A 22,092-nucleotide genomic window follows, 5' to 3' on the forward strand; every position below is an offset into this window, starting at 1 on the left:
GGACGGGTTCGGACGCCGTCAGGTCATCGGGAGCAGTCCGGGCGCCCGGACAGCAGGAGCGTCCGGGAACGGGGCACGACCGGGTCAGGTGCGGTCGATCCACCGCACCTCGTATCCGCCGAGGGCGACATCCTTCCCGTCCACTTTCACCACGGCACGGCGGTCCCTGGTGTTGACCAGCAGTGCCGTCCGGTCGTCGGCCAGCCCCCGGACCGTCGTCGCGCCGGTGTCGAGGTCCTGCGGCCGCTCCCCGGGCGGAAAGGCGCGGGAGAACCGGGACAGCAGGTCCATCATGGGCAGCTCCTTTCCCCCGTCGTCCAGTTCGGTGCTGGTCCACAGGCATCCGGGGCAGCGCTCCCCCTCGTTCTCCGGGTTCCAGTAGAACCCGCTGGTGGCGCCGCCGGCCGCCATCTCGATCAGGGCGGTGGCCTGCGTGGCGGTGCGCCGGCGCTCGCTCCAGCCGGCCCGGTCGTCGTTCCCGTCCGCGATCTCGACGTACCACTCCGCCCACCACAGCGGCAGCCCGGTCTCCTTGCGCAGCCACCGCCCCACGTCGGCGAATTTCCGGGCGGCGGTGAACGGGCCCGGGGCGTAACGGTCGTCCTTGCTGTAGCTGGAGCCGTCGACGACCAGGAAATCCGCGCCGGCCTTGTGCCGGTTCCAGTACGCGAGGGCGTCGAGGGTGCGCCGGTCGATGCTGCCCCAGGGGCCCTTGAGGCCGGAGGCGTAGGTGTCGTCGCCCGGGACATAGCTGTCCATCACCAGATAGGGCCCGCCCACCTGATTGGCGCTGTTCACCTTCTTCACCGCGCGGTGGACGAGGTTGTACAGGCGGGTGTATCCCTCGTAATTCCAGCGGCCCTTGGCGTCGTCGAAAAATCCCTTGAATTCGTTCCAGACGATGAAGTGCCGGACGTCCGGATAGCGCTGGGCGACCTTTCCGGCAAGCGCGGCGAAGTCCGCGTAATGCGCCGGTTCCGGGGCCTTTTCCAGGGTGCTCCAGTCGGTGTGGCCGGCCTTGCCGCCCTTCATCCAGTCCGGTGCGCAGCACAGGGTCAGCACGGGGGTGCCGCCGGTCTGCCGGATCAGCGCGAGACGGCGGTCCAGGTCGGCGAAGTCATAGTGGCCCCGGCTCGGTTCGGGGTTGTCCGCGCCCCAGCCCATCAGGTGCTGGTTCTGCGGCATCGGGTGGGCGGACAGCAGCCGGGCAGCCCGTGCGGTGGACTGATCGGTGCCGCGGTCCGCACTGAACTGGGTATGGGTGAACCCCCAGCCCACGGCGGGTCCCGCGCCGCGCGGGAGCGCGGGCCGCTTCCCGTCCCCGCCCTCGTCCCCCGGAATGGAACAGATGACCAGCAGTATGGCCAGCACCGCCGTCCCGGCCGCGATCGCGAAGCCCGGACCCTGACGTTCCCCACCATGACGTCGCACAATGGGCAGATTAGCCAGCGAACCAACCACTACGCCCGAGTTTCTGAGTAACAGTTCTGTTCTGGTACAGGGAAAACGCCGGGATAATCCGTGTACGTGGTGGGCCGCTGTGACAGATCATGGCGGCATGTATGCCGATCATGTCCAGCCGTCCGCCGCCGAGGAGTCACTTCCGCTCCGGCTGACCATGGACGACAGCGATTCGCCCTCCGATGTCGTCGACGCGCTCTTCCTGGGGCGGTTCGCCAAAGGAGAGCAGCCGTACGCCCGCAGCCGGTCCGTGGACCGGGTGAAGTCGGGTCTGACGCTGCTGCCGCCGGGCGCCCGGATCCTGCGCTCGGCGAAGGACGAGGACCGCAGCGCCACCCTCGCCGAGGGCGACGGTTTCACCGTGCTGGTCTCCCGCTGGAACCGCGGCGCCGATGTGACGGTCACCGCCGTCACCGACGAGCTGGCCGAGAAGGTGCTGGGACAGGTCACCGACGGTGCGCAGGACGAACCGGAGCCGCAGCCGGAGAACGTCCCGATGGGCTTTTGGTACTTCTCCCCGCGCCGCGGACCGCACCGTACGTCCCGGCAGATCTCGGCCGGCACCTGGGAGGAGATCCGGTCCAACTACACCGCGCCGGTGGCCGAGGCCATGGACGGGCTGATGAAGGTGGCGCCCGAGGAGATCGCCGGCCGGCTGCTGTTGCTGCACGGCCCGCCCGGTACGGGCAAGACCTCCGCGCTGCGCACGCTCGCCCGCTCCTGGCGCGACTGGTGCCAGGTGGACTGCGTCCTGGACCCGGAGCGGCTGTTCAACGACGTCGGCTATCTGATGGACATCGCGATCGGCGAGGACGACAGCACCGGCAAGGGCCGCTGGCGGCTGCTGCTCCTGGAGGACTGCGACGAACTGATCCGCGGGGAGGCCAAGCACGCCGCGGGCCAGGCGCTGTCGCGGCTGCTCAATCTGACGGACGGACTGCTGGGCCAGGGCCGTAACGTCCTGGTCGGGGTGACCACGAACGAGGATCTGGAGCGGATGCATCCGGCCGTGGTCCGTCCCGGCCGCTGTCTGGCCCGTATCGAGGTCGGGCCGCTGACCCGCCCGGAAGCCGTCCAGTGGCTCGGCACGGAGCAGGGCATCGGACGCGAGGGCGCCTCGCTCGCCGAACTGTACGCGCTGCGCCGCGGCACCCGGCCCGCGTCGGTCCCGGCCCAGGACCCGGGTGCCGATGCGGGGCTGTATCTCTAACCCACCCCTCGCCGAACCACAGCCTGCGGTCCGGCAACCGGCGCTGCCGCCGCTGCCGCCGCCGCGGAGTCCCCTCCGCGGAGTCACGTGCCGGTCAACCCTCCCGCAGGCGACCACGCCTTGGACTCCCGACCGCCCTCAGCAGAGGCCAAGAGTGGACAGTGCGCCCCATCCGCTTCACGAGTCCGGTCACGATCCGTCTGCCGGTCCGGACAACCGGTCCCCGTCACGTCACCGCAGGTCAGCCCACCCTTCCCCGCGGCTTCAGCGTTACCGGCGGAAGGTCAGGGGCAGGTAGCCGCCCCCCGGCGTAGCCCTCCACTTCGCCGAAGCGGGTGCCCTTCGTCCAGGCGTCGCGGGCCTCTTCGATGTCCTCCTGCGATCGCCCCACGAAGTTCCACCACATGAGGATCTTCTCCTCGAACGGCTCGCCGCCGAGCAGCATCAGACTGCTGTCGGAGTCGGCGCGCAGGGGCAGTTCGCTGCGCCCGCAGCCGAGGTAGAGGAGTGCGCCGGGGGCGAGGCGGACCCCGTCGACCTCGCTCTCGCCGGAGATGGCCAGCGCCGCGTACTCGAAGTCGGGGTCGACCGGCAGCCGGGCGTCCGCGCCGGCGGCGAGGGTGAGGTCGGCACCGGCCAGCGGGGAGTAGGTGGTGCCGGGCGAGGTGACGCCGGCCAGCTCGCCGAGGATGACCGTGGCCGAGAGTCCACCGCCACCGGTGATCACCGGCAGCTCGGTGTGGTGCTCGAAGGCCGGGGCGGTGTCGCGGTGTTCGCCGGGCAGCGCCACCCACAGCTGGGCGCCGTGCAGGAGCGGGCCATGGCCGAGCGGCGACTCCTCGGAGTGGGCGATGGCCCGGCCCGAGGTCATCAGGCCCAGCTCCCGCGGCCGTACGGTCTGCAGGCTGCCGAGGCTGTCGCGGTGCAGCACCTCGCCCTCGCGCAGCCAGCTGACGGTCTGCAGGCCCATGTGCGGATGGGGCGGCACCTGCATCCCGGGCTCCCCGACGATGTCGTCGGGGCCGTAGTGGTCGACGAAGCACCAGGCGCCGACCATCCGCCGGCCGAGGTTCGGCAGCAGTCTGCGGACGACGGTGCTCTCGCCGAGCGGTACCTGCTTGCCGGGCTGGACGTCGCGGACCGGGCCCGTACGGCCGTTGCCGCCGCACGGATGGGGCGCGGGTCTGAGTTCGAGGTTGCTCATGGCGCCACGATAGGCACGGCCGGGGGTGCGGTCCGGGCAGGCACACGAGGTGCCGGGCGATGATGCCCCGTCATGCATACAGCTCGCGCAGCCGTACGGACAGGCAGGTCACGCAGCCCTCCAGCTTCTCGAACTCGCTGATGTCCACGCCGATCGGCTGATATCCCAGGTCGGCGAAGAGCTCCGCGCTCCTGGGGGCACCGGCGGCCATCAGCAGCTTGCCGCCGCCGAGCAGCACGACATGTGCGCCGGACTCCTCGGGGACCGGCAGGAAGCGGGGGAACGCGGCCGGGTCGTCTACCAGGGGCGGGTGGCCGACCACCATGCCGTCCGGGAGTGCGGTCACCGCGGACTTGAGGTGCAGCACCCGGCTCACCGGTACCGCGACCACGCGGGCGCCCAACGGCTCGAAGGCAGCGCGGAGTTGGCGTACGCCGTCGGCGTTGGTGCGGCCGCCGCGGCCGACGTAGACGGTGTCGCCGATCTTCAGGACGTCGCCGCCGTCCAGGGTGCCGGGCGCCCGGATCTCGTTGACCGAGCAGCCCAGCGCCTCCACGGCCGCACGGGCGGCGGGCACCTCGGCCCTGCGGGGGCCGGCGCCGGGGCGGGCGAGCAGCGCGACATTGCGGAACACGACCATGGTGTCCTCGACGAAGACCGCGTCGGGGCAGTCGTCGGCGGGGTCGACCTCGATGGTGTGCCAGCCGTGGTCGCGCAGCACCTGGACATAGGCCTCCCACTGGCTCAGGGCGAGCGCGGGGTCGACCGGGCTCCGCTCGATATGGGTGACCAGACCTTCGGCGATGCGGAGGCCGGGACGGCGGACGAGCGCCTGCTTGCTGGGCATGCGGCTCCTTTCGGGCGTGAACTCGGCGGCTATGGTCAGGAGTCGGTGCGGTAGGTGGCGCGCAGGGCGTCCTCGACGGCGGCGAGGGCGGCACGGTGGTCCAGGCCCAGGCGCAGCGCGCGGCGGGCGTAGCTCTCGGCGGCCGCGGCGGCCTCCTTGTCCGCGGCCTCGCCGGCCGCCGCGATGAAGCTGCCGTTGCGGCCGCGGGTTTCGATCACGCCGTCGGTCTCCAGGGCGCGGTAGGCCTTGGCGACGGTGTTGGCGGCCAGGCCGAGGTCGTCGGCGAGGCCGCGGACGGTGGGGAGTTTGTAGCCGACCGGGAGGCCGCCGTCCCTGGCCTGGTCCGCGATCTGGGTGCGTACCTGCTCGAACGGCGCGGCGGCCGCCGCCGGATCGATGGTGATGGTCAAGGTCTGCGGGGACACGGTGGCGCTCCTGGTGCTGGTGGTGGGCGGGCGGATGCGCGACGGTCCGTACCCCTGGGGCCGTCCCCGGGAATGCGTGACGTGCTCACACCCGTCGGTGCGCGGTTTTGTCGCACCCATTGTGCGTCAGGAGGGCCCGCCGTGCGGGGAGGTGTCATCCCTCGGGGGGTGTCACGGGGTGTCACGGTGCGAGGGCGGTGCCCGTGGTGCGCGGCCGGGCGTTCCGATCGAGGGCCGGCTCGACGCCGGGCCGGAGGGGCGGATGCCGCAGGCCGCGCCGTCGGGCCTGCGGTGGCCTCCGCGGATGCCGCAGGCCGGTGGCCTCCGCGGTGGCCCGACGGCGATGCCCGCCCTCCACCACGCCTGCGGCTACCGGCCGTTCACCGGAACAGGGCGGTACGTGCGGGAGCTGACGGGGGAGGACCGGCGCGCCGTCCGTGCCCGCCCGTTCAGCCGCTCGGCCACGCCCCGTCGAGAGGGACCGCACGGGAGGGGGCCGACGGATCGTGGGCGACGGCGTCGCCGGGCCGGTGCCAGTGGAGCAGGAAGCGGTGGCCCGCGCGCAGTCCGTCCAGCCCGGCGCGGCAGTACGCGACCATGTCGTCCGGCAGCGCGTCCAGCCGGAACCACGCCAACTCCGCGCACTTGTCCGGCTCGCGGTTCCACGGCTCGCCGCCCGCGCCGTACGCCGCCTCGAAGAACCAGCCGATCCGGGGCCGCGCCGGGGGCGGGGCGCAGTGCTGCATGACGAGCGCGACCCTCAGGTCCTCGGGCGCCAGCCGCAGCCCGATCTCTTCCGCGGCCTCCCGGATCACGGCCTCCCTGACGTCCTCGCCGTCCTCCGCATGGCCCGAGGGGGCGTGCAGCAGACCGTCCGCATAGCCGGTACCGGCCCGGCGGGCGAGCAGCACCTCCTCGCCGCGGCGCAGGACGAGGTGGACATCGACCACCTCGGTGTGCCGGCGCGGGAGCTCGGCGATCAGCACATACCGCTCGTCGGCCACCTCCTTGCCCCACAGCGCCGGATCGTGCGAAAGGCTCTCCACGGAGGTCCGTGACACCAACGGCTCGACCAGGGCCGCGAGTTCGGCGGCCGGGATACCGATCGGGTCGGACTCGCCCCAGCGGCCCTCGACCAGCACCAGCCGGCCGCCGGGAGCGAGCAGCCCGGCCCAGCGGCGCAGCGCGGCCCGAGGATCGGGCAGCGCCCACAGGACATGGCGCACCAGCACGACATCGAACCGCCGCTCCCCCACGGGTGGTTCGGCGGCCTCCCCGACGAGAAACGCGGCGTCCCGGCCCGCCGGCTTGCCGCGCGCCTGGGCGATCATGCGCGGTGAGCGGTCGACGCCCGTGACCCGGTGGCCCTGCTCGGCGGCGAGCAGGGCCAGGCTTCCCGTGCCGCATCCCAGGTCGAGGACGTCGGCGGGAGAGGACGGGAGCCAGGAGCGCAGCCGGGCGGCCCAGGCGGAGCGGACGGCGGGGTCGCGCAGGCCGTGGTCGGGCTCGTCGTCGAAGGAGGCGGCGGCCGCTTCCCAGTAGGCGGCGTCGGTGGTGGGCAGGGTCGATTCCCCCTGGCCGGCAGGGAGGTTGAGGGGTTCGGCGGTGGGCTGAGGGGCCGGGTCGGCGGGCGCGTCGGTACTCATACGTCCATGGTGCCGTCGGCCACTGACAACGGGGCGGGGGAACGCGTTCCGGCCGCGTGCCGGGCGGCCTGCGGCGGGCGCCGGGAAGAGCGCCCGGACAGGGTGAGGGAGTACCGTTGTAGGGGCCGGTCGGATGCGACGGCGCCGCCCTGGAATGAGCGTCTGCCGCATGGTGGGACCGGCATTGGATTGGTCGGATGAGTGCCTCCCAGAGCAGCCGTCTCTCCGGAGACGGGGTCTTCGACCTCACACGGACGGCCGTGGTGATGGCCGATCGCGCAGGGGTGGCGCAGAGCTGGACCGAGGGCGCCGAGCGGCTTCTCGGCTATGCGGTGTCCGAGGCCGTCGGCAAGCCCCTGGCGGAACTTTTCGCCGGTGTGGGCGCCGGCTCGGAGCGGGACGGCAGGTGGGAGGCCCGGCTGGCGTCGGCGGACGGCTGGAGCGGGCTGGAGGCCGTACGTCACAAGGACGGGCACCGGCTCGACCTGGAGTTCCGTGTCCTGCCGATCATGGGTGCCCAAGAGGACTTCTCGCGTCTCGTCCTTGCCGCTGAGATGGCACGGACGCCCTGGTCAGGGGCGAGCCGGTCGTTCCTGGAGGGCATTCTCGGCATGTCGCCGATCGGTGTGGCCATGGTGAACGCCGATCTGCAGTTCGTCTGGCTGAACGACGCCCTGGAGCAGATGGGCGGCACCAGCCGCGAGGAGCGCCTCGGGAAGCGCCTGGGGGACGTACAGCCGGGCCTGGCCGTGGAATCCATCGAGGCGGAGATGCGCCGGGTGCTGCGTACCGGCACCCCCTCAGTCGGCTACGAATACCTGGGGCGCCCGCAGTCCGATCCGCAGCGGGAGCGCGCCTACTCCACGTCGTTCTTCCGTCTGGAGGACGAGGCCGGTCAGGTGCTCGGCGTCTGCTACATGGTTCTCGATGTCACGGAAAGTTATCGGGCCCGGCAGCGGATGACGCTGCTCAACAAGGCCGGTGAACGCATCGGCAGCTCGCTGGACGTCTGGCAGACCGCCCAGGAACTCGCCGACGCGGCGGTTCCGGACCTTGCCGACTTCGTCACCGTCGATCTGCTCGACGCGCTGCTCCCCGGGGAGGAGGCGGCGCCCGGTCCGCTCGATGTGGCGGATCTGCTCACCATGCGCCGGGCGGGAGCGCAGTCCGTCCGCGAGGGCTGCCCCGAGGCGGTGGTCGCCGTCGGGGAGCCGGCCGCCTATCCCCCGTCGGCGCCCGTCGTCCTGAGCCTCACCGAGGGCGACTCCACCCTGCTCCAGACGCTGGATCTCGCCGACGACGGCTGGGCGGCCGAGGACCCGGTCCGGGCCGCGCATCTGCGGGAGCTGGGCTTCCACTCGCTGATGGTGGTGCCCCTCCGGGCGCGGGGCGTCTTCCTGGGAGCGGCCGCCTTCGCCCGCTGGCAGCCCACCGGACCGTTCCAGCCCGACGACCTGGTGCTCGCCGAGGAATTCGTCGCCCGCGCCGCGATATCCATCGACAACGCCCGCCAGTACACCCGTGAGCACACCACCGCGCTCGCCCTCCAGCACAGCCTGCTGCCACGCGATCTGCCCGAGCAGTGCGCGGTGGAGGCCGCCTGCCGTTATCTGCCGGCCGATTCGCTCAGCGGGGTCGGCGGCGACTGGTTCGATGTGATCCCGCTGTCCGGGGCCCGGGTCGCGCTGGTGGTCGGTGATGTGGTCGGTCACGGGGTGCACGCAGCGGCCACGATGGGGCGGCTGCGCGCCGCGGTACAGGCGCTGGCGGACCTGGACCTGTCCCCGGAAGAAGTGCTGGCGCATCTGGACGACATGCTCAACCGGGTCGCCCACGACGCGAACGCCGACGACGGGGTCATCGGAGCCACCTGCCTGTACGCGGTCTACGACCCCGTCAGCTGCTCCTGCACCCTGGCCCGCGCCGGTCACCCCGCGCCGCTGCTCGTCGGTCCCGAGGGGGCCGGCCGGCTTCTGGAGCTGCCGACCGGCCCGCCGCTGGGGCTGGGCGGTATGCCCTTCGAATCCGTCGAACTGCCGTTGCCGGAAGGGAGCCTGCTGGCCCTGTACACCAACGGACTGCTGCTGGGGAAGGCCCTCGATCTCGACGAGGGGATCACCAGGCTGCGTCATGCGCTGGCCGATCCGCAGGCTCCGCTGGAGGAGATCTGCGAGACGGCGATCGGCGGTCTGCCGGACGGGCGGCCGGTCGACGATGTGGCGCTGCTGCTGGCGCGCACCCGGGCGCTGCCCCGGACACAGCTGGCCACGTGGGAGATTCCCGCCGATCCGTCCGCGGTCGGCGAGGCCCGCAGGACCGCGGCCGGCCGGCTGCGGGAGTGGGGTCTGGAGGAACTCGCCTTCTCCACCGAGCTGATCGTCAGTGAGCTGGTCACCAATGCCCTCCAGCACGCCTCCGGACCGATCGGCCTGCGGATGATCCGGGCGCGGGAGCTGATCTGCGAGGTCTCGGACGCCAGCAGCACCTCGCCGCATCTCCGCCATGCGCGGACCACCGACGAGGGGGGCCGCGGACTGTTCCTCATCGCCCGCTACGCCCAGCGGTGGGGCACCCGCTACACCGCCCAAGGAAAGATCATCTGGGCCGAACTGCCGCTCGGCACCGCCCCCGGAGCCGGGCCGCCGAACGACCTGGACACGTTCCTCGAAGACCTCGACGACCCGGGCGACTTCAGCGGCGCCGAGGGCCGCTGAGCACACGCACCGGGGCGGGCCCGGGAGTTGGGGCCGCCGCGGCGGCTCCCGGATCGACCGTGACTCACGCTCCCTCGGGTTTCGCGGGCACACACAGCCACGCCAGGACGGCCGCGGTGAGGTACGCGAACGCGCCGATGGCCATGCTGGTTCTCAGCCCCGCACTGAAGTCCGTCGCCGTGGCCAGCAGGGTGCCGCCCAGGGCCACGCCGGTGGCGCTGCCGACCTGACGGGTGGTGTTGAACAGCGCGGAGGCGGTGCCCGAGTAGCCGGCGGGGGCGGCGCCCATCACGGTGGCGGTGGCGCCCGTGAGGGCGAAGGAGGTGCCGAAACCCGCAGCCATCATCGGAGCCACGAGCAGCGGGTAGGGGGAGTCGGGTCCCGCGGCCCATCCGGCCAGCCCCAGGGCTGCCAGGAGCATGCCGGACACCACCAGCGGGCGATGGCCGGTCCTGCGGGCCAGCCGCCCGGACAGGACGGAGGCGAACATGGTCATCGCGACCGCCGGGAACAGCGCCGCCCCGGTGCTCAGGGCGCTGAGGCCGCGCTGACGCTGAAAGGACAGGCTGGCGGTGAACACCATGCCGTAGAAGCCGAAGTTGAAGAGCGCGCCGATGAGGGCTCCGCCGCTCATCGCCCGGGAGCGCAGCAGGCTCGGCGGAAGGGCGGGGGCCCGGGCCAGCCGCTCGCGCACCGCGAACAGAACGGCGGCCACCACGGCCAGGCCCGCCCCGGCAAGGACGGCAGGATCGGTCCAACCCCGCCGACCGGCCTCGTTGAGCGCGGCGGTCAGCAGCACGACCGCCACCACGATCGCGCACTGCGCCGGCCAGTCCAGGGGCCGGTCGGTGCGCCTGGGCGATGGCGTCACATGCCGCAGCGTCAGCGTCACACACGCGACGCCGACGGGCACATTGATGAGGAACACCCACCGCCAGCCCACCGTGGTGACGAGCAGTCCGCCCAGCAGCGGCCCGGCGGAGGCGGCGACGCCCGCCATCGAACCCCACAGCCCGAAGGCCCGCGAGCGTGCGGCCGGTGCCGGGTACGCCTGCTGGAGCAGGGCCAGCGAACCAGGCACGATCAATGCCGCGCCGAGCCCCTCCACCAGCCGGGCGGCAACCAGGTACGGGGTACCCGGCGCGATCGCGCACGCGACCGAGGCCACCGTGAACACCGCCACGCCCGAGCAGAAGACACGCCGGTTGCCCAGCCGGTCGCCCAGCGCGCCGCCGGTCAGCAGGAGTCCGGCGAGGATCATGGTGTACCCGTTGGTGATCCATTGGATGCCGGTGAGCGACGCCGACAGCTCCCGGCCGATCACCGGCACCGCGACGTTGATGATCGTCACATCCAGGATCACGATGAAGTACCCGGCGCACACCGCCACCAGAGGCGCCCAGGACCGCTGCCCGGACCCAGAAGGCGCCGCAGTCTCACCTCCACGGGCCGACTCCGCACTCGTCACGTACCCAGCTCCATCCCGGCCGCGGAGGCCAGCCGCAAAAACCACCACAAGGGACATATTGCCCACACCGCGAGAACCAGACGCGGCAGCCGAGGGCCAGCTGGTGCCGTCGAGCGGCACCACCCGGGGGACCACACGAAGCGCACGCACCCGCACGCACCCGCACGCGGACGCTCACGAGCAACTCACGGAGCGTTCCCGGCCCCTGATGCCCGTTTCCTGCCCGCCTGTCTGTGCCCCCGCTTAGCCGCCCCTTAACTCCGCCATAAAGATCCTCAGGAACGGTCCACGAGGGGCAAATCCGCTGTTCAGCGGGGCTAGCGTGCTTCTCGTAAGGCGGCGCTGCGGGCCGTCGGCGCCGCTCACCGGGGGACGGCGCCGTGGCTCGTGTCCCGACCCCCCACCACTGTGCTGCCTCGCGCCCCCGCTCGACGCAACGAATGAAGGAGACCCCCACGATGACCGCTCGTCGTAAGGCCACCGGGATCGCGCTGGCCGGTATCGGCCCGCTCGTGCTCACCGTGCTCACCGCGAGCCCGGCCGCCGCGCACGGTTCGATGACGGACCCGGTCAGCCGGGTCTCGGCCTGCTTCGCGGAGGGGCCGGAGAACCCGAAGTCCGCGGCGTGCAAGGCGGCCGTGCAGGCCGGCGGCGCCCAGGCGCTCTACGACTGGAACGGCGTACGGGACGGCAATGCGGGCGGCCGGTCCAAGACCCGCATCCCGGACGGCAAGCTGTGCAGCGCCAACAGCCCCGAGTACAAGGGCCTGGACCTGCCCCGCGCCGACTGGCCCTCGTCCGCGATGAAGGCGGGCGGCCACACCTTCCACTACAAGGCCACCGCGCCCCACCGGGGTTCCTTCGAGCTGTACCTCACCAAGAGCAGCTATGACCCGGCCAAGCCGTTGAAGTGGTCCGACCTGGAGTCGAAGCCGTTCGCGAAGGTCACCGACCCGAAGCTGACCAACGGGGAGTACGTCTTCGACGGGAAGGTGCCCGCGCGGTCCGGGCGCCATCTGATCTACAGCATCTGGCAGCGGTCGGACAGCCCGGAGGCGTTCTACACCTGCTCGGACGTCGTCTTCGGGAAGGACAGCGGGGGTTCCGCGGCGAAGCCCGCGCCCAGCGCCTCGGCGCCGACCGCCACCCAGCTCGCGGCGGGCGCCGACAAGTCGTCGATGGACATGAGCCGGCACGGCCACAAGGGGAGCGCGGCGGGCACCCACACCGATGCGGTGGCGCCGGCGGACGCCGATGCCCCTGCGCCGGGCGGCAGCTCGAAGAGCGACGGCAACGCCGCGCAGCCCCAGGGCGCCGGCAAGCCGGTCGGCGGGCAGCAGCTGGCCGAGACCGGTGGTGACGGCTCCACCGCCCCGATGGCCATCGGCGGCGCCGCCGTCCTGGCCATGGGCGCCGGGGTGCTGTTCACCACCACCCGCCGCAGGGCCGCCCGCCACCGCGGCTGATTCCGCCGCCCGGCCCTCCGGTAAGCGACGCCGCCCCTTCCTTCGCCTCGGGGGCGGCGTCGCCCTGTTGTGAGCCGTTCGGCGGCAGCGGCTCACAACGAGGGCCGGCGCGCGGGGCGCCGCCGGCTGTCCGGCAGCGCCCCGCTTCGGCCCGACCGCCGCACCGCTGCCGCTGCCCGCGCCGCACTCCCCTGTGGTGCGGCGTGTGCGCCGGTGCGCTGCCGCCGGCGGCCGGACCGGCCTTCTGCCCCCGAACCCCGCGGGCCCGGCGCGCTGCTCTCCGACGCCGCGCCGGGTGATCCGCCGAGACCGGGTCAGCCGGTCAGCCGCCGCAGCAGCCGGACGTAGCGGCTCCAGCGGGCGGGCCGGGCGACGGTGCCCGTGCAGGCGCGTTCGGCGCGGTCCAGGCTGTCCTCCAGGGCCGCGTCGTGGAGCTGCCGGAAGGCCAGTGGCCAGCTGAGCCGGGCCGGGCCGCGGGCGTGCATGGCGAGGGTGTGGCGCAGCAGGGTGCGGTCCGGGCCGAGCGGGTGGACGGTGAATTCGTGGAAGCCGTGGAAGCCGCGCGGTGCGCTGAAGGTGAAGCGCACCCATTGGCCCGGGACATGGGCCGCCACGGTGTAGCGGACCGGGCCGTGGCCGCCGGCCGCGCCCGGCGCCAGCGGGCCGTCGAAGAGCATCGGGGGCCAGTCGCGGCGCGGCCAGAGCCGGTCGGCGTCGCCGGACAGACCGTCGATCAGCAGCCCGGCCTCGGCCCGGGGCACCGGCAGCACCCTCTCGTGCACGTTGTAGACGCCCATCGCGCCCCCTCCCGTACCTGGTCAGCACCTCGTTCTAGAGGAACGTCTCCAATATAGTGGAGAGTACCCTCTAGAACATGGCCAGGCCACCCCGCTTCGATACGTCGCAGCTCCTCGACGCCGCCGTACGGCTGGCAGCCGAGTCGGGACCCTCGGGCGTCACCATGTCCGCGGTCGCGGCGGCCGTCGGCGCACCCAGCGGCTCGCTCTACCACCGCTTCGCCGGCCGCTCGGCACTGCTCGCCGAGGTGTGGCTGCGTACCGTCGAGGACTTCCAAGAGGGCTACTTCGAGGCCCTTGAATCGTCGGACGACCCGCGCACCGGAGGCCGGGCGGCCGCCCGGCACATCGTGGCGTGGAGCCGCACCCACCCGGCGGAGGCCTCGCTGCTTCTGTACGGGGCCCATGACTTCGGGCGGGACGGCTGGTCCGACGAGCATCTGCTCCGCGCGGAGGAGGGGAACATGCGGGTACGGGCGGCCGTGGCGGCGCTCGCGGGGGCGCTGGGGCTGCACGGCAGACCGGGCCTGGACCGGGTGACGCTCGCCGTCATCGATCTCCCGCTGTCGCTGGTACGCCGCCATCTGCGCGGCGGATCGCCGCTGCCCCCGCACGCCGAGGATCTGGCGGAGCAGTGCACCGACGCCCTGCTGGCCGTCGCCTGACGGAAGCCGTCCGCCCCGTACGGAGCGCGGTCCGGCCCCCGCGCGGGCGGCGGGCCGGACCGGCTCCCGGTCAGCCCGACGTGCAGGTGGTCGGGGTGGCGTGCGCCGGGTCGAGCGCGTTGGCCGTCTCGTGGAAGGCGACGCGGTCGACGAGGCCGATGGCCACATGCTCGGAGATGTCGGCGGCGCACAGGTCCTGGAGCACGACGTTGTGCACATCGGGGCCGTTGAGGAACTGGGTCCGGTAGGGGGTGACGACCTCGTCGTACTTGGTCGAGATCACGGTGTAGTGCACCCCGGGGACGGTGTCGCCGCCGTCGTTGAGGCGGTTGAGGATGTCCGACCCGACCATCTGGTCGGACAGTCCCGGGGTCAGCTTTTCGAGGTACTGCTGGGCGCCGGGGAAGTAGGGCAGCAGACGGGTCAGGCCGTCCAGGTCGGTGCCGTGGTTGTCGGGAGCCAGCCCGACCAGCGCGTTCACCTTGCCCGCACCACCGTGGAACTTCATGTACACCCGCGGCATCATGCCGCCCTGCGAGTGGCCGACGAGATCGACCTTGGAGGTGCCGGTGGCGGCCAGTACCCGGTCGACGTAGTCGGCGAGCTGCTGGGCGGAGGCGTCGACCGGCCCCAGCCCGTGGAAGAACGGGACGCCGGGCAGCTGCCCGTAGTCCAGGGAGAAGACGCAGTAGCCGCGGGCCACCAAGTAGGGCGCGAGGCCGAGCCAGTTGTCGATGGCGTTGCCCAGGGTGCCGTGTACCAGGACCACCGGCCGCGGGTGATCGGCGGAGGGCTTGCAGGAGTAGTTGTTCCAGCCGCTGCGGACGGTGGGGGCGTCGGCGGCGGCGGGCACGGTGGTGGTGACACCGAGGGCCAGGGCGAGGGCGGGGAGGAGGGTGAGCGTTCTTGACCAGCGCAGCTTCATACGATGCTCCTTGCGGGGTGAGGGGGACTCCGAAGTGCTCGGTGAGCCGTTCACCTGCGATCCGGATCGCAAGGGCCAATGCAGTTGACTGGCAAGTAAGTTACGGCCGGGTAAGCACGGTGTACCAGCGGTGTGACGGTGAAGGAAGCCACACATGACCCTCACCGGACGTCCGGGGTGCGCAGCGCCGGTTGTGTGCCTGCGCCCGGTGGTGTACGTCGCGGCCGGCTCGGACACCGGAGCCGTCCCGTACAGTCGACAACGCCTTGACCAGCGATGTGACATGAGGGGGACAGCGATGGGGACGGCAGGTACGACGGAGGTGACCGGCGTCGTGGAGGTCGCTTCGGAGGCGGAGCTGCGCGAGCTGATCGGGGAGCCCAGCTCCCATGCGGCCAACAAGACCCGGCACCGGCTGCACGATCTCGACCGCCGGTGGCTGGCCCGCTCACCGTTCTGTGTGATGGCCACCGCGGATGCGCAGGGCCGGTGCGATGTCTCGCCCAAGGGCGACCCCGCGGGCTTCACCCATGTCCTGGACGACACCACCCTCGTGATCCCGGACCGCCCCGGCAACAAGCGCCTGGACGGCATGGTGAACATCCTCGGCAATCCGCAGGTCGGGCTGAACTACTTCCTCCCGGGGCGCGGTGACACCCTGCGGATCAACGGCCGCGCCCGGCTGCTGCGCGATGCCCCGTTCTTCGACGAGCTGACCGTCAAGGGCAACCGCCCTCGGCTGGCGCTGCTGGTGGCGGTCGAGGAGGTCTTCTACCACTGCTCCAAGGCGTTCCTGCGCTCGGAGCTGTGGAATCCGGAGACCTGGCAGCCGGACGCACTGCCCTCGCGGGCCCGGATCGTCAAGGGTGTCGAGGCGCAGGACCGGGCGCTGGAGGAGCTGGAGCAGCACTACGGCCCGGGGTATGCGGAGAAGCTCTACGGCTGAGGCCGCGGCGCGGGGGCCGGGGTGTTACGGCCGGGCGGCCCCGGGGCCGAGCGGCTTGGCGCCCGGGGGCGGGAGCGTACGGCCGAGGGTCGCCGCGGGCCGTACGCTCCAGGCACCGAAGCGCGCCCTGGCCCGGTCGACGGCCGCCTCGATGCGGTGCGCCTTGTCGTCGGACGGGTCGAAGGTCAGCTGCCGCGCGGCGAGTTCGGCACGGCACAGGTCCTCCGCGCGCAGCGCCACGGACCGTACCCGCGCGCGCTGCAGTCCGAGCGCGGCATGCAGCGCGTAGGCCGCCCCGGTCAGCGCGGGCCCGTGCGCGGTCGGCCCGTCCAGCCGCCGGGTACGGGTCGTGGTGGAGCGGTCGGCGTAGCGGACGGTGAGGGTGAGCGCACGGGCCACCTGCCCGCTCGCGCGCATCCGGGCACCGAGCTCGTCGGCGAGTGAGAGCAGCGCCCGGCGGCGCCTGGCCGGGTCCAGCTCATCGTGGACGAAGCGGTGTTCCGCGCCCATCGAGCGGGCCGCGGCGTTGGGCGTCACCGGCGTCGGGTCGATACCGCGGGCCCGCTCGTACACGACGCGGCCGGTCTTCGCGCCGAGGATCCGCTGCAGGGTCGCGGGCGGTGCGGCAGCGATCCGGCCGACGCTGTCGAGCCCGTACGCACACAGGGCGCGCGCGGTCGCCGGGCCGACGCCGTGCAGCGCCGAGGCCGGCCGGCGGCCGAGGAACGCGGCGACGGCTTCGGTGTCATCGGGGACGGCCCGGATCTCCCCGGGCGCCGCGCCCTGAGCCGCCATCCGGGCGAGCAGCGGGTTGGCGCCGATCCCGATCGTGCACCGTACGCCGTGCCAGGCCAGCGCGCGCACCCGCACCAGCTCGGCGATGCCCGCCGCGTCCCGGTCGAAGTAGCGCAGCGCACCGCGCACATCCGCCAGCGCGGCGTCCGGCGGCAGCGCCTCGATCACCGGGGTGAACTGCGCCAGGAGCCGCAGCAGTTGCTCGAACCGTCCGGCGCTCACGGGGGTGTCGTCGGCGGTCCGGAACCGTACGTGGAGCAGGCTCGGCCGCCGCGGGGCGCCGGGGGGCTCCGGCGGTGCGGCGGGCGGCCTCGGCGCGGCGGTCATCCCGCGCTCCCCGGGCTGGAGTGCCACAGCTTACGGCCGGTGGCGGCGCGTTCGCCCGGGGGCTGGAGGTCGGCCCACGGGTGCAGCTCATAGCCGGTCTCCAGCCGGATGGTGCGGCCGGGGGCGGCGGCCGGCTCGGGCTCCCGGTCCGTCGCGGGTCCCTCCCCCGGCTTCTTGCCCGGCCCGGCCGGCCCGTCGTCCGTACCGGCCGCCGCCTCGTCCGGCTCCTCCGGTCCCGTCGCGAGCCGGGCGGCGACCGCCTCCAGCCCGCCCTCACGGCGGAGTTCGGCCAGCTCGGCGAGGTTCCAGGCGGCGGCGCCGACCACACTGAGGCTGCGCGGACCGCGCCGCTGGACCGTACCGCGCACCAGCAGCAGCCAGGAGTGGAAAATCGTGTGTGCGCACGCCTCGTGGCTGTCATCGAAGAAGGCGCAGTCGACCAGTCCCGTGCTGTCGTCGAGGGTGGTGAAGATGACCCGGCGGCCGGAGCGGACCGGCGGTGTCTGGGTGGCCGCCTTGGCGCCGGCGACCAGCACCGTCTCGCCGTGCCGGGCGCTTCGCAGCAGCCGGGCCGGCAGCGCGCCCAGCTCGGCGAGGAACTCCCGGTGGTCGGCCATCAGATGGCGGGAGGTGTCCATGCCGAGGACGCCCAGCTCGGCACTGAGCCGTTCGACCTCGCTGAGGTCGGGCAGCCCCGCGGGCTCGACCGGATCGGCCGGCGCCGCCCGCTCCGTGCCCGCGGCGTCGAGGGCCCCGGACGGCAGCGTCAGCTGACCACCGGACGCCTGCCGCCCCTGGTGGTGCAGCTCGGCGAGGTACAGCAGCAGGTCCCGCCGGTTCGCGCCGAAGGCGTCCAACGCGCCCACCCGGGCGAGGCGTTCGGCCACCGGGCGGCTCGGCCTGGCCCGCTGCCACAGGTCCTGAAGGGAGTGGTAGGGCTGCCCGGCCGCGATCCGCCGCGCCTCGGCCTCGCTCATGCCGTGCACATCGCAGAGCGCGAGCCGTAGCCCCCAGACCGCGCCGGAGCGGGGTCCGCCGGCACCGGAACCGGACACCAGTTCGATCCGATGGGCGACCGCCGACCGGTTCACATCCAGCGGCAGCACCGGCACCCCGCGCCGCCGCGCATCCGCGAGCAGCAGCCGCTTCGGGTACATCCCGGGGTCATGGGTGAGCAGTCCGGCGTAGAAGGCCGCGGGGTGGTGCGCCTTGAGCCAGGCGGACTGGTAGGTGGGCACCGCGAAGGCCACCGCATGCGCCTTGCAGAAGCCGTACGAGCCGAAGGCCTCGACGATCTCCCAGGTGCGCGCGATGACTTCGGACGAGTAACCACGCCCCTCGGCGCGCTGCGCGAACCAGGCACGGAGCCTGCCCTGCAGCTCCGGATGCGACAGCGCACGCCGCTTCTCGTCCGCCTCGTCCCGTGCGCAGCCCGTCATGATCCGCAACAGCTCGATGATCTGCTCGTGGAACACCACCACCCCGTAGGTCTCGCGCAGCGGTTCCTCCAGGTCCGGGTGCGGATAGCGGACCGGCTGACGGCCGTGCCGGGCCTCGATGAAGGGCCGCACCATATCGGCGGCGACCGGCCCCGGCCGGAACAGCGAGATATCGACCACCAGGTCGTGGAAGGTGGCGGGCTGCAGCCTGCCGACCAGGTCGCGCTGGCCCGGCGACTCGATCTGGAAGCAGCCGAGCGTCTCGGTCGAGCGGATCAGGTCGTAGGTCGCCCGGTCGCCGGGCGGCACCTGCGCGGGGTCGTCGAGATCGATCCGGCGCCCGCCGGTCCGGCTGATCTCGGCGACCGCATGCGCCATCGCGGACTGCATCCGTACGCCCAGCACATCGAGCTTGAGCAGCCCCAGGTCCTCCACGTCCTCCTTGTCGAACTGGGACATCGCGAAGCCCTCGCCGCTGGTCGGGACGACCGGCGTACGGTCCAGCAGCGTGGCATCGGAGAGCAGCACCCCGCACGGGTGCATGGCGATCCCGCGCGGCAGCGCGTCCAGCGCCTCGACCAGCTGCCACAGCTGCTCACCGCCGGCCTCCCGCACCCCGCGCAGCTCCGGCAGCTCGGCCAGCGCCGCCCGCGCATCGCGGGCGCGGATGTGCGGGAAGGCCTTGGCCAGCCGGTCCACCTGCGCCGGGTCCATGCCCAGGGCGGCGCCCACGTCCCGTACGGCGTGCCGTACGCGGTAGGTCTCGGGCATCGAGACCGTGGCGACCCGCTCGGCGCCGAAGCGGTCGAAGATCGCGCGGTAGACCTCCAGTCGGCGGGCGGACTCGACATCGATATCGATGTCCGGCAGCGCCGCCCGGCGCTCGGACAAGAAGCGCTCCATCAGCAGCCCGTGCTCGACCGGGTCGGCGTGTGCGATGCCGAGGAGGTGGTTGACCAGGGACCCGGCGCCGGATCCGCGGGCCGCGACCCGGACACCCATCTCCCTTATGTCGTCCACGACCTGAGCGACCGTCAGGAAGTACGAGGGGTAGCCGAGCCGTTCGATCGTGCGCAGCTCGTCGTGCAGCCGCGCCCAGCGCCCGCGGTCGCGGTCGTAGCCGCGCAGCACCATCCCGGCGGCGCAGCGCGAGCGCAGCACCCGGGCGGCGGTGCGGTGGCCCGCGCCGACCAGCCGCGGTTCGGGGAAGTGGACACGGCCGAGCCCGATGTCGTCCTGCGGGTCGACCAGACACGCGCCGGCGGTCTCCTCGGTCATGGTGAGCAGCCGGTGGGCCAGGTCGCGCCGGTATCCGGCCGCCTCGGCGATCCGCTCGGCGGTGTGGCTCATCGTGGCGGCGTCCTTGAGCCAGCGCTCGCCGCTGTCCCAGGCCTCGGGCCGGCGCCGGTCCACCGGCACCAGACGACGGGCGGAGTCCAGGACGTCGGCGACCGGCCCCTGGCCGGGGTCGGCATAGCGGACCGCGTTGGTCAGGACGGCGCGGACGCCCTGGTCGACGGCGAAGCCGAGGGTGCGGGCGGCCAGCCGCGGGGAGCCGGGGCCGCTGCCGGGCCGCCCGTGGTCGACGACCTCCAGGCGCAGTGCCTCGCCGTACAGCTCACGCCAGGGAGCGAGGAGCCGGGCGGCGCGGTCGGGGCGGCCGGCCGCCAGCGCCCGGCCGACCTCGGAGTCCGGCCCGAGCAGCACGGTCAGCCCGTCCGTGGCGGATTCCAGGGAGCTCCACGGGAGAACGGGCTGCTCGGCCCGGCCGGCGTGGGCGGCAGAGACCAGCCGGCACAGGGCGGCCCAGCCGGCCGCTCCGTCGCGGGCCAGGAAGACGGCGCGGGCGGCGGACTCGTCGAGGAAGGCGCCGCCGCGCACCGGGGTGCGTCGCCGCGCGGTGGCGGTGCCGGCCGCGGGTCCCGACGCGCGCTCCGCCACGGCGAGTTCGGTGCCGAACAGCGGGCGGATTCCGGCCTCGGCGGCGGCCTTGGCGAACCGTACGGCCCCGGAGAGCCCGTCCCGGTCGGTCAGTGCGAGGGCGTCCATCCCGCGTTCGGCGGCGCGCTCGGCGAGCCGCTCCGGATGGGAGGCGCCATAGCGCAGGGAGAACCCCGAAGCGGTGTGCAGATGCGTGAACCCGAGCATCCGCACCTCCTGTACCTCATCCGCCCCCCGGCTGACCCTGTGTCCCCCGTTCCTCCTCTCCACCATAACCCGCTCATCGAACATTCGTACGAAGGCGCGCCCGGGGGCGCCCTCGCACCATCCGCCGATCAGCCCCACCCGCTCTGCACACCCCCACCACCGACCGGAAGATAGCGGAGCGAAAGCACCAAAAGCACCGGACCGGCAGCCGGAAGTGTGGCGAGGAGCGACCGCATGGCCACGACGGACGACGGCACCCGCACCACCTTCCTCAGGGAGGTGAAGAGCGCGGTGACACCCCATGCCTCGCTGCTGGTGCTCGGGGTGCTGGGGCTGATGATCGCGTTCATCACGTCGTACACCGGCGCCTTCCACCACCCCAGGCCGGCCGATGTCCCGTTCGGCGTCGTCGCCCCCGCGCAGGCCGGCGGGAAACCGGTGGACACACTGGACCGGCTGCCCGGCTCTCCCCTGGACCCGCGCGCACTGCCCTCCGAACAGGCCGCGCGCCGGCAGCTCGCGGACCGGACGATCGACGGCGCACTGCTCGTCGACCCGCACGGCAGCACCGACCGGCTGCTGGTGGCCGGCGGCGGTGGCGCCTCCCTCGCCCAGGCGGTCGAACTGGTCGTCCGCTCGGCGGAGAAGGCCGAGCACCGCACCGTACGCACGGTGGATGTGACCCCGGCGGCCCTGGGCGACAGCCGCAGCCTGTCGTCCTTCTACCTCGTCGTCGGCTGGTGCGTCGGCGGCTATCTGTGCGCCGCGATCCTCGCGATCAGCGCCGGGGCGCGTCCCTCCAACGGGCACCGGGCGGTCATCCGGCTGGCCGCGCTCGCCCTGTTCGCGATCGCCGCCGGGCTGGCCGGCGCGATCATCGTCGGACCGGTCCTCGGTGCGCTGCCCGGCACCTTCTTCGGGCTGTGGGGACTGGGCGCCCTGGTCGTCTTCGCGGTGGGTGCCACGACCCTGGCCTGCCAGGCCCTGCTGGGCATCATCGGCATCGGCCTGGCGATCCTGCTGATCGTCGTCCTCGGCAACCCGAGCGCGGGCGGCGCCTACCCCTATCCGATGCTGCCGCCGTTCTGGCGTGCCCTGGGTCCCGCCCTCCCTCCGGGGGCGGGCACCTGGGCCGCGCGCTCCCTCGCCTACTTCCGCGGCAACGCGGTCACCGGCCCGCTCCTGGTGCTGTCCGCCTGGGCGGTGGGCGGCACCTTGATCACCCTGGCACTTTCGATCTTCCGCAAGAAGGGCGAGACCTCCTCATGACCATCTCCGCCAACCGGCTGTCCCACCCCGCGGTACGGGCCCTGGTCACGGCCGTCAACAGCAATGACGAGCAGGCGTTCTTCGCCGCCCTCACCCCGGACGCCACCATGTCCGACGACGGGTCCGACCGGGATCTGCGCGAGTGGTGCGAGCGGGAGATCTTCACCACCCGGGGACACCTGGACGTGCAGTCCGAGTCGCATGAGGGGCTGTCCCTCGTGGCGGACTACCGCAACGACACCTGGGGCGAGATGCGTACCCGCTGGCGGTTCACGGTGGAGGACGGGAAGGTGAGCCGGTTCGAAACCGGCCAGGCGTGACGTCCGGCGGACGGGACGTC

General features: G+C 73.0%; 17 protein-coding genes. 7 read left to right on the forward strand and 10 right to left on the reverse strand.

Translation table 11 applies throughout. The features are described from left to right. Positions 1–84: 84 nt before the first annotated feature. Complete coding sequence (locus ACGFWI_RS18435) at positions 85–1,431, reverse strand: xylan 1,4-beta-xylosidase (protein WP_393907013.1); 1,347 nt, start codon at positions 1,429–1,431, stop codon at positions 85–87. 127 nt (positions 1,432–1,558) lie between these two features. Between ACGFWI_RS18435 and ACGFWI_RS18440 the strand changes: the two genes are divergently transcribed. Next, positions 1,559–2,671, forward strand: a complete 1,113-nt coding sequence (locus ACGFWI_RS18440; RefSeq protein ID WP_393907014.1) for a DUF5925 domain-containing protein — start codon at positions 1,559–1,561, stop codon at positions 2,669–2,671. Positions 2,672–2,912: 241 nt separating this feature from the next. Here the strand turns inward: ACGFWI_RS18440 and ACGFWI_RS18445 are convergent, their stop codons facing one another. The 4 genes from ACGFWI_RS18445 to ACGFWI_RS18460 all read right to left on the reverse strand — a co-directional run bounded on the left by ACGFWI_RS18445 (position 2,913) and on the right by ACGFWI_RS18460 (position 6,793). Then, the gene (locus ACGFWI_RS18445; protein WP_393907015.1) at positions 2,913–3,875 is read right to left on the reverse strand and encodes a pirin family protein; all 963 of its coding nucleotides are present in this window, start codon (positions 3,873–3,875) and stop codon (positions 2,913–2,915) included. A 70-nt stretch (positions 3,876–3,945) separates the two neighbouring features. Further along, the gene (ddaH, locus tag ACGFWI_RS18450; protein ID WP_393907016.1) at positions 3,946–4,722 is read right to left on the reverse strand and encodes a dimethylargininase; all 777 of its coding nucleotides are present in this window, start codon (positions 4,720–4,722) and stop codon (positions 3,946–3,948) included. A gap of 35 nt (positions 4,723–4,757) precedes the next feature. After that, positions 4,758–5,147 (reverse strand): GntR family transcriptional regulator, encoded by a 390-nt coding sequence (locus tag ACGFWI_RS18455; RefSeq protein ID WP_393907017.1) that lies wholly within the window; start codon positions 5,145–5,147, stop codon positions 4,758–4,760. Between the two features lie 449 nt (positions 5,148–5,596). Then, positions 5,597–6,793, reverse strand: coding sequence for a methyltransferase domain-containing protein (locus ACGFWI_RS18460; protein WP_393907018.1), 1,197 nt, complete (start codon positions 6,791–6,793; stop codon positions 5,597–5,599). Positions 6,794–6,990: 197 nt separating this feature from the next. On the opposite strand from ACGFWI_RS18460, the gene ACGFWI_RS18465 reads away from it, so the two are divergent. Beyond that, a complete protein-coding gene (locus tag ACGFWI_RS18465; RefSeq protein WP_393907019.1) occupies positions 6,991–9,507 on the forward strand; it encodes a SpoIIE family protein phosphatase in 2,517 nt (838 codons plus the stop codon). A gap of 64 nt (positions 9,508–9,571) precedes the next feature. On the opposite strand, the gene ACGFWI_RS18470 is transcribed toward ACGFWI_RS18465, so the two are convergent. Further along, positions 9,572–10,975 (reverse strand): MFS transporter, encoded by a 1,404-nt coding sequence (locus tag ACGFWI_RS18470; RefSeq protein WP_393907020.1) that lies wholly within the window; start codon positions 10,973–10,975, stop codon positions 9,572–9,574. Between the two features lie 458 nt (positions 10,976–11,433). On the opposite strand from ACGFWI_RS18470, the gene ACGFWI_RS18475 reads away from it, so the two are divergent. After that, the gene (locus ACGFWI_RS18475; protein ID WP_393907021.1) at positions 11,434–12,441 is read left to right on the forward strand and encodes a lytic polysaccharide monooxygenase; all 1,008 of its coding nucleotides are present in this window, start codon (positions 11,434–11,436) and stop codon (positions 12,439–12,441) included. Positions 12,442–12,755: 314 nt separating this feature from the next. Here ACGFWI_RS18475 and ACGFWI_RS18480 read toward each other — a convergent pair whose 3' ends face one another. After that, on the reverse strand, positions 12,756–13,238 hold the full coding sequence (locus tag ACGFWI_RS18480) for an SRPBCC family protein (RefSeq protein WP_393907022.1): 483 nt from the start codon (positions 13,236–13,238) through the stop codon (positions 12,756–12,758). A gap of 77 nt (positions 13,239–13,315) precedes the next feature. Here ACGFWI_RS18480 and ACGFWI_RS18485 point away from each other — a divergent pair, with 77 nt between their 5' ends. Beyond that, entirely contained in the window at positions 13,316–13,903 is a 588-nt protein-coding gene (locus ACGFWI_RS18485; RefSeq protein ID WP_393907023.1) for a TetR/AcrR family transcriptional regulator, read from the forward strand. Between the two features lie 70 nt (positions 13,904–13,973). Here ACGFWI_RS18485 and ACGFWI_RS18490 read toward each other — a convergent pair whose 3' ends face one another. Continuing rightward, positions 13,974–14,828, reverse strand: coding sequence for an esterase/lipase family protein (locus ACGFWI_RS18490; protein WP_393907024.1), 855 nt, complete (start codon positions 14,826–14,828; stop codon positions 13,974–13,976). Between the two features lie 298 nt (positions 14,829–15,126). Here ACGFWI_RS18490 and ACGFWI_RS18495 point away from each other — a divergent pair, with 298 nt between their 5' ends. Beyond that, the gene (locus ACGFWI_RS18495; protein WP_393907025.1) at positions 15,127–15,774 is read left to right on the forward strand and encodes a pyridoxamine 5'-phosphate oxidase family protein; all 648 of its coding nucleotides are present in this window, start codon (positions 15,127–15,129) and stop codon (positions 15,772–15,774) included. 24 nt (positions 15,775–15,798) lie between these two features. Here ACGFWI_RS18495 and ACGFWI_RS18500 read toward each other — a convergent pair whose 3' ends face one another. Further along, a complete protein-coding gene (locus ACGFWI_RS18500) occupies positions 15,799–16,896 on the reverse strand; it encodes a helix-hairpin-helix domain-containing protein (protein WP_393907026.1) in 1,098 nt (365 codons plus the stop codon). Beyond that, positions 16,893–20,483, reverse strand: coding sequence for a DNA polymerase III subunit alpha (locus ACGFWI_RS18505; RefSeq protein ID WP_393907027.1), 3,591 nt, complete (start codon positions 20,481–20,483; stop codon positions 16,893–16,895). Before ACGFWI_RS18505 ends, ACGFWI_RS18500 begins: the two co-directional genes overlap by 4 nt. A 234-nt stretch (positions 20,484–20,717) precedes the next feature. Here ACGFWI_RS18505 and ACGFWI_RS18510 point away from each other — a divergent pair, with 234 nt between their 5' ends. Both ACGFWI_RS18510 and ACGFWI_RS18515 read left to right on the forward strand, forming a co-directional pair. Then, positions 20,718–21,752, forward strand: coding sequence for a DUF3533 domain-containing protein (locus tag ACGFWI_RS18510; protein ID WP_393907028.1), 1,035 nt, complete (start codon positions 20,718–20,720; stop codon positions 21,750–21,752). Continuing rightward, a complete protein-coding gene (locus tag ACGFWI_RS18515; protein WP_393907029.1) occupies positions 21,749–22,072 on the forward strand; it encodes a nuclear transport factor 2 family protein in 324 nt (107 codons plus the stop codon). The genes ACGFWI_RS18510 and ACGFWI_RS18515 overlap by 4 nt, the downstream gene beginning before the upstream one ends. Positions 22,073–22,092 lie beyond the last annotated feature (20 nt).

This window comes from Streptomyces sp. NPDC048434, assembly GCF_043200375.1.
Taxonomy (GTDB): domain Bacteria; phylum Actinomycetota; class Actinomycetes; order Streptomycetales; family Streptomycetaceae; genus Streptomyces.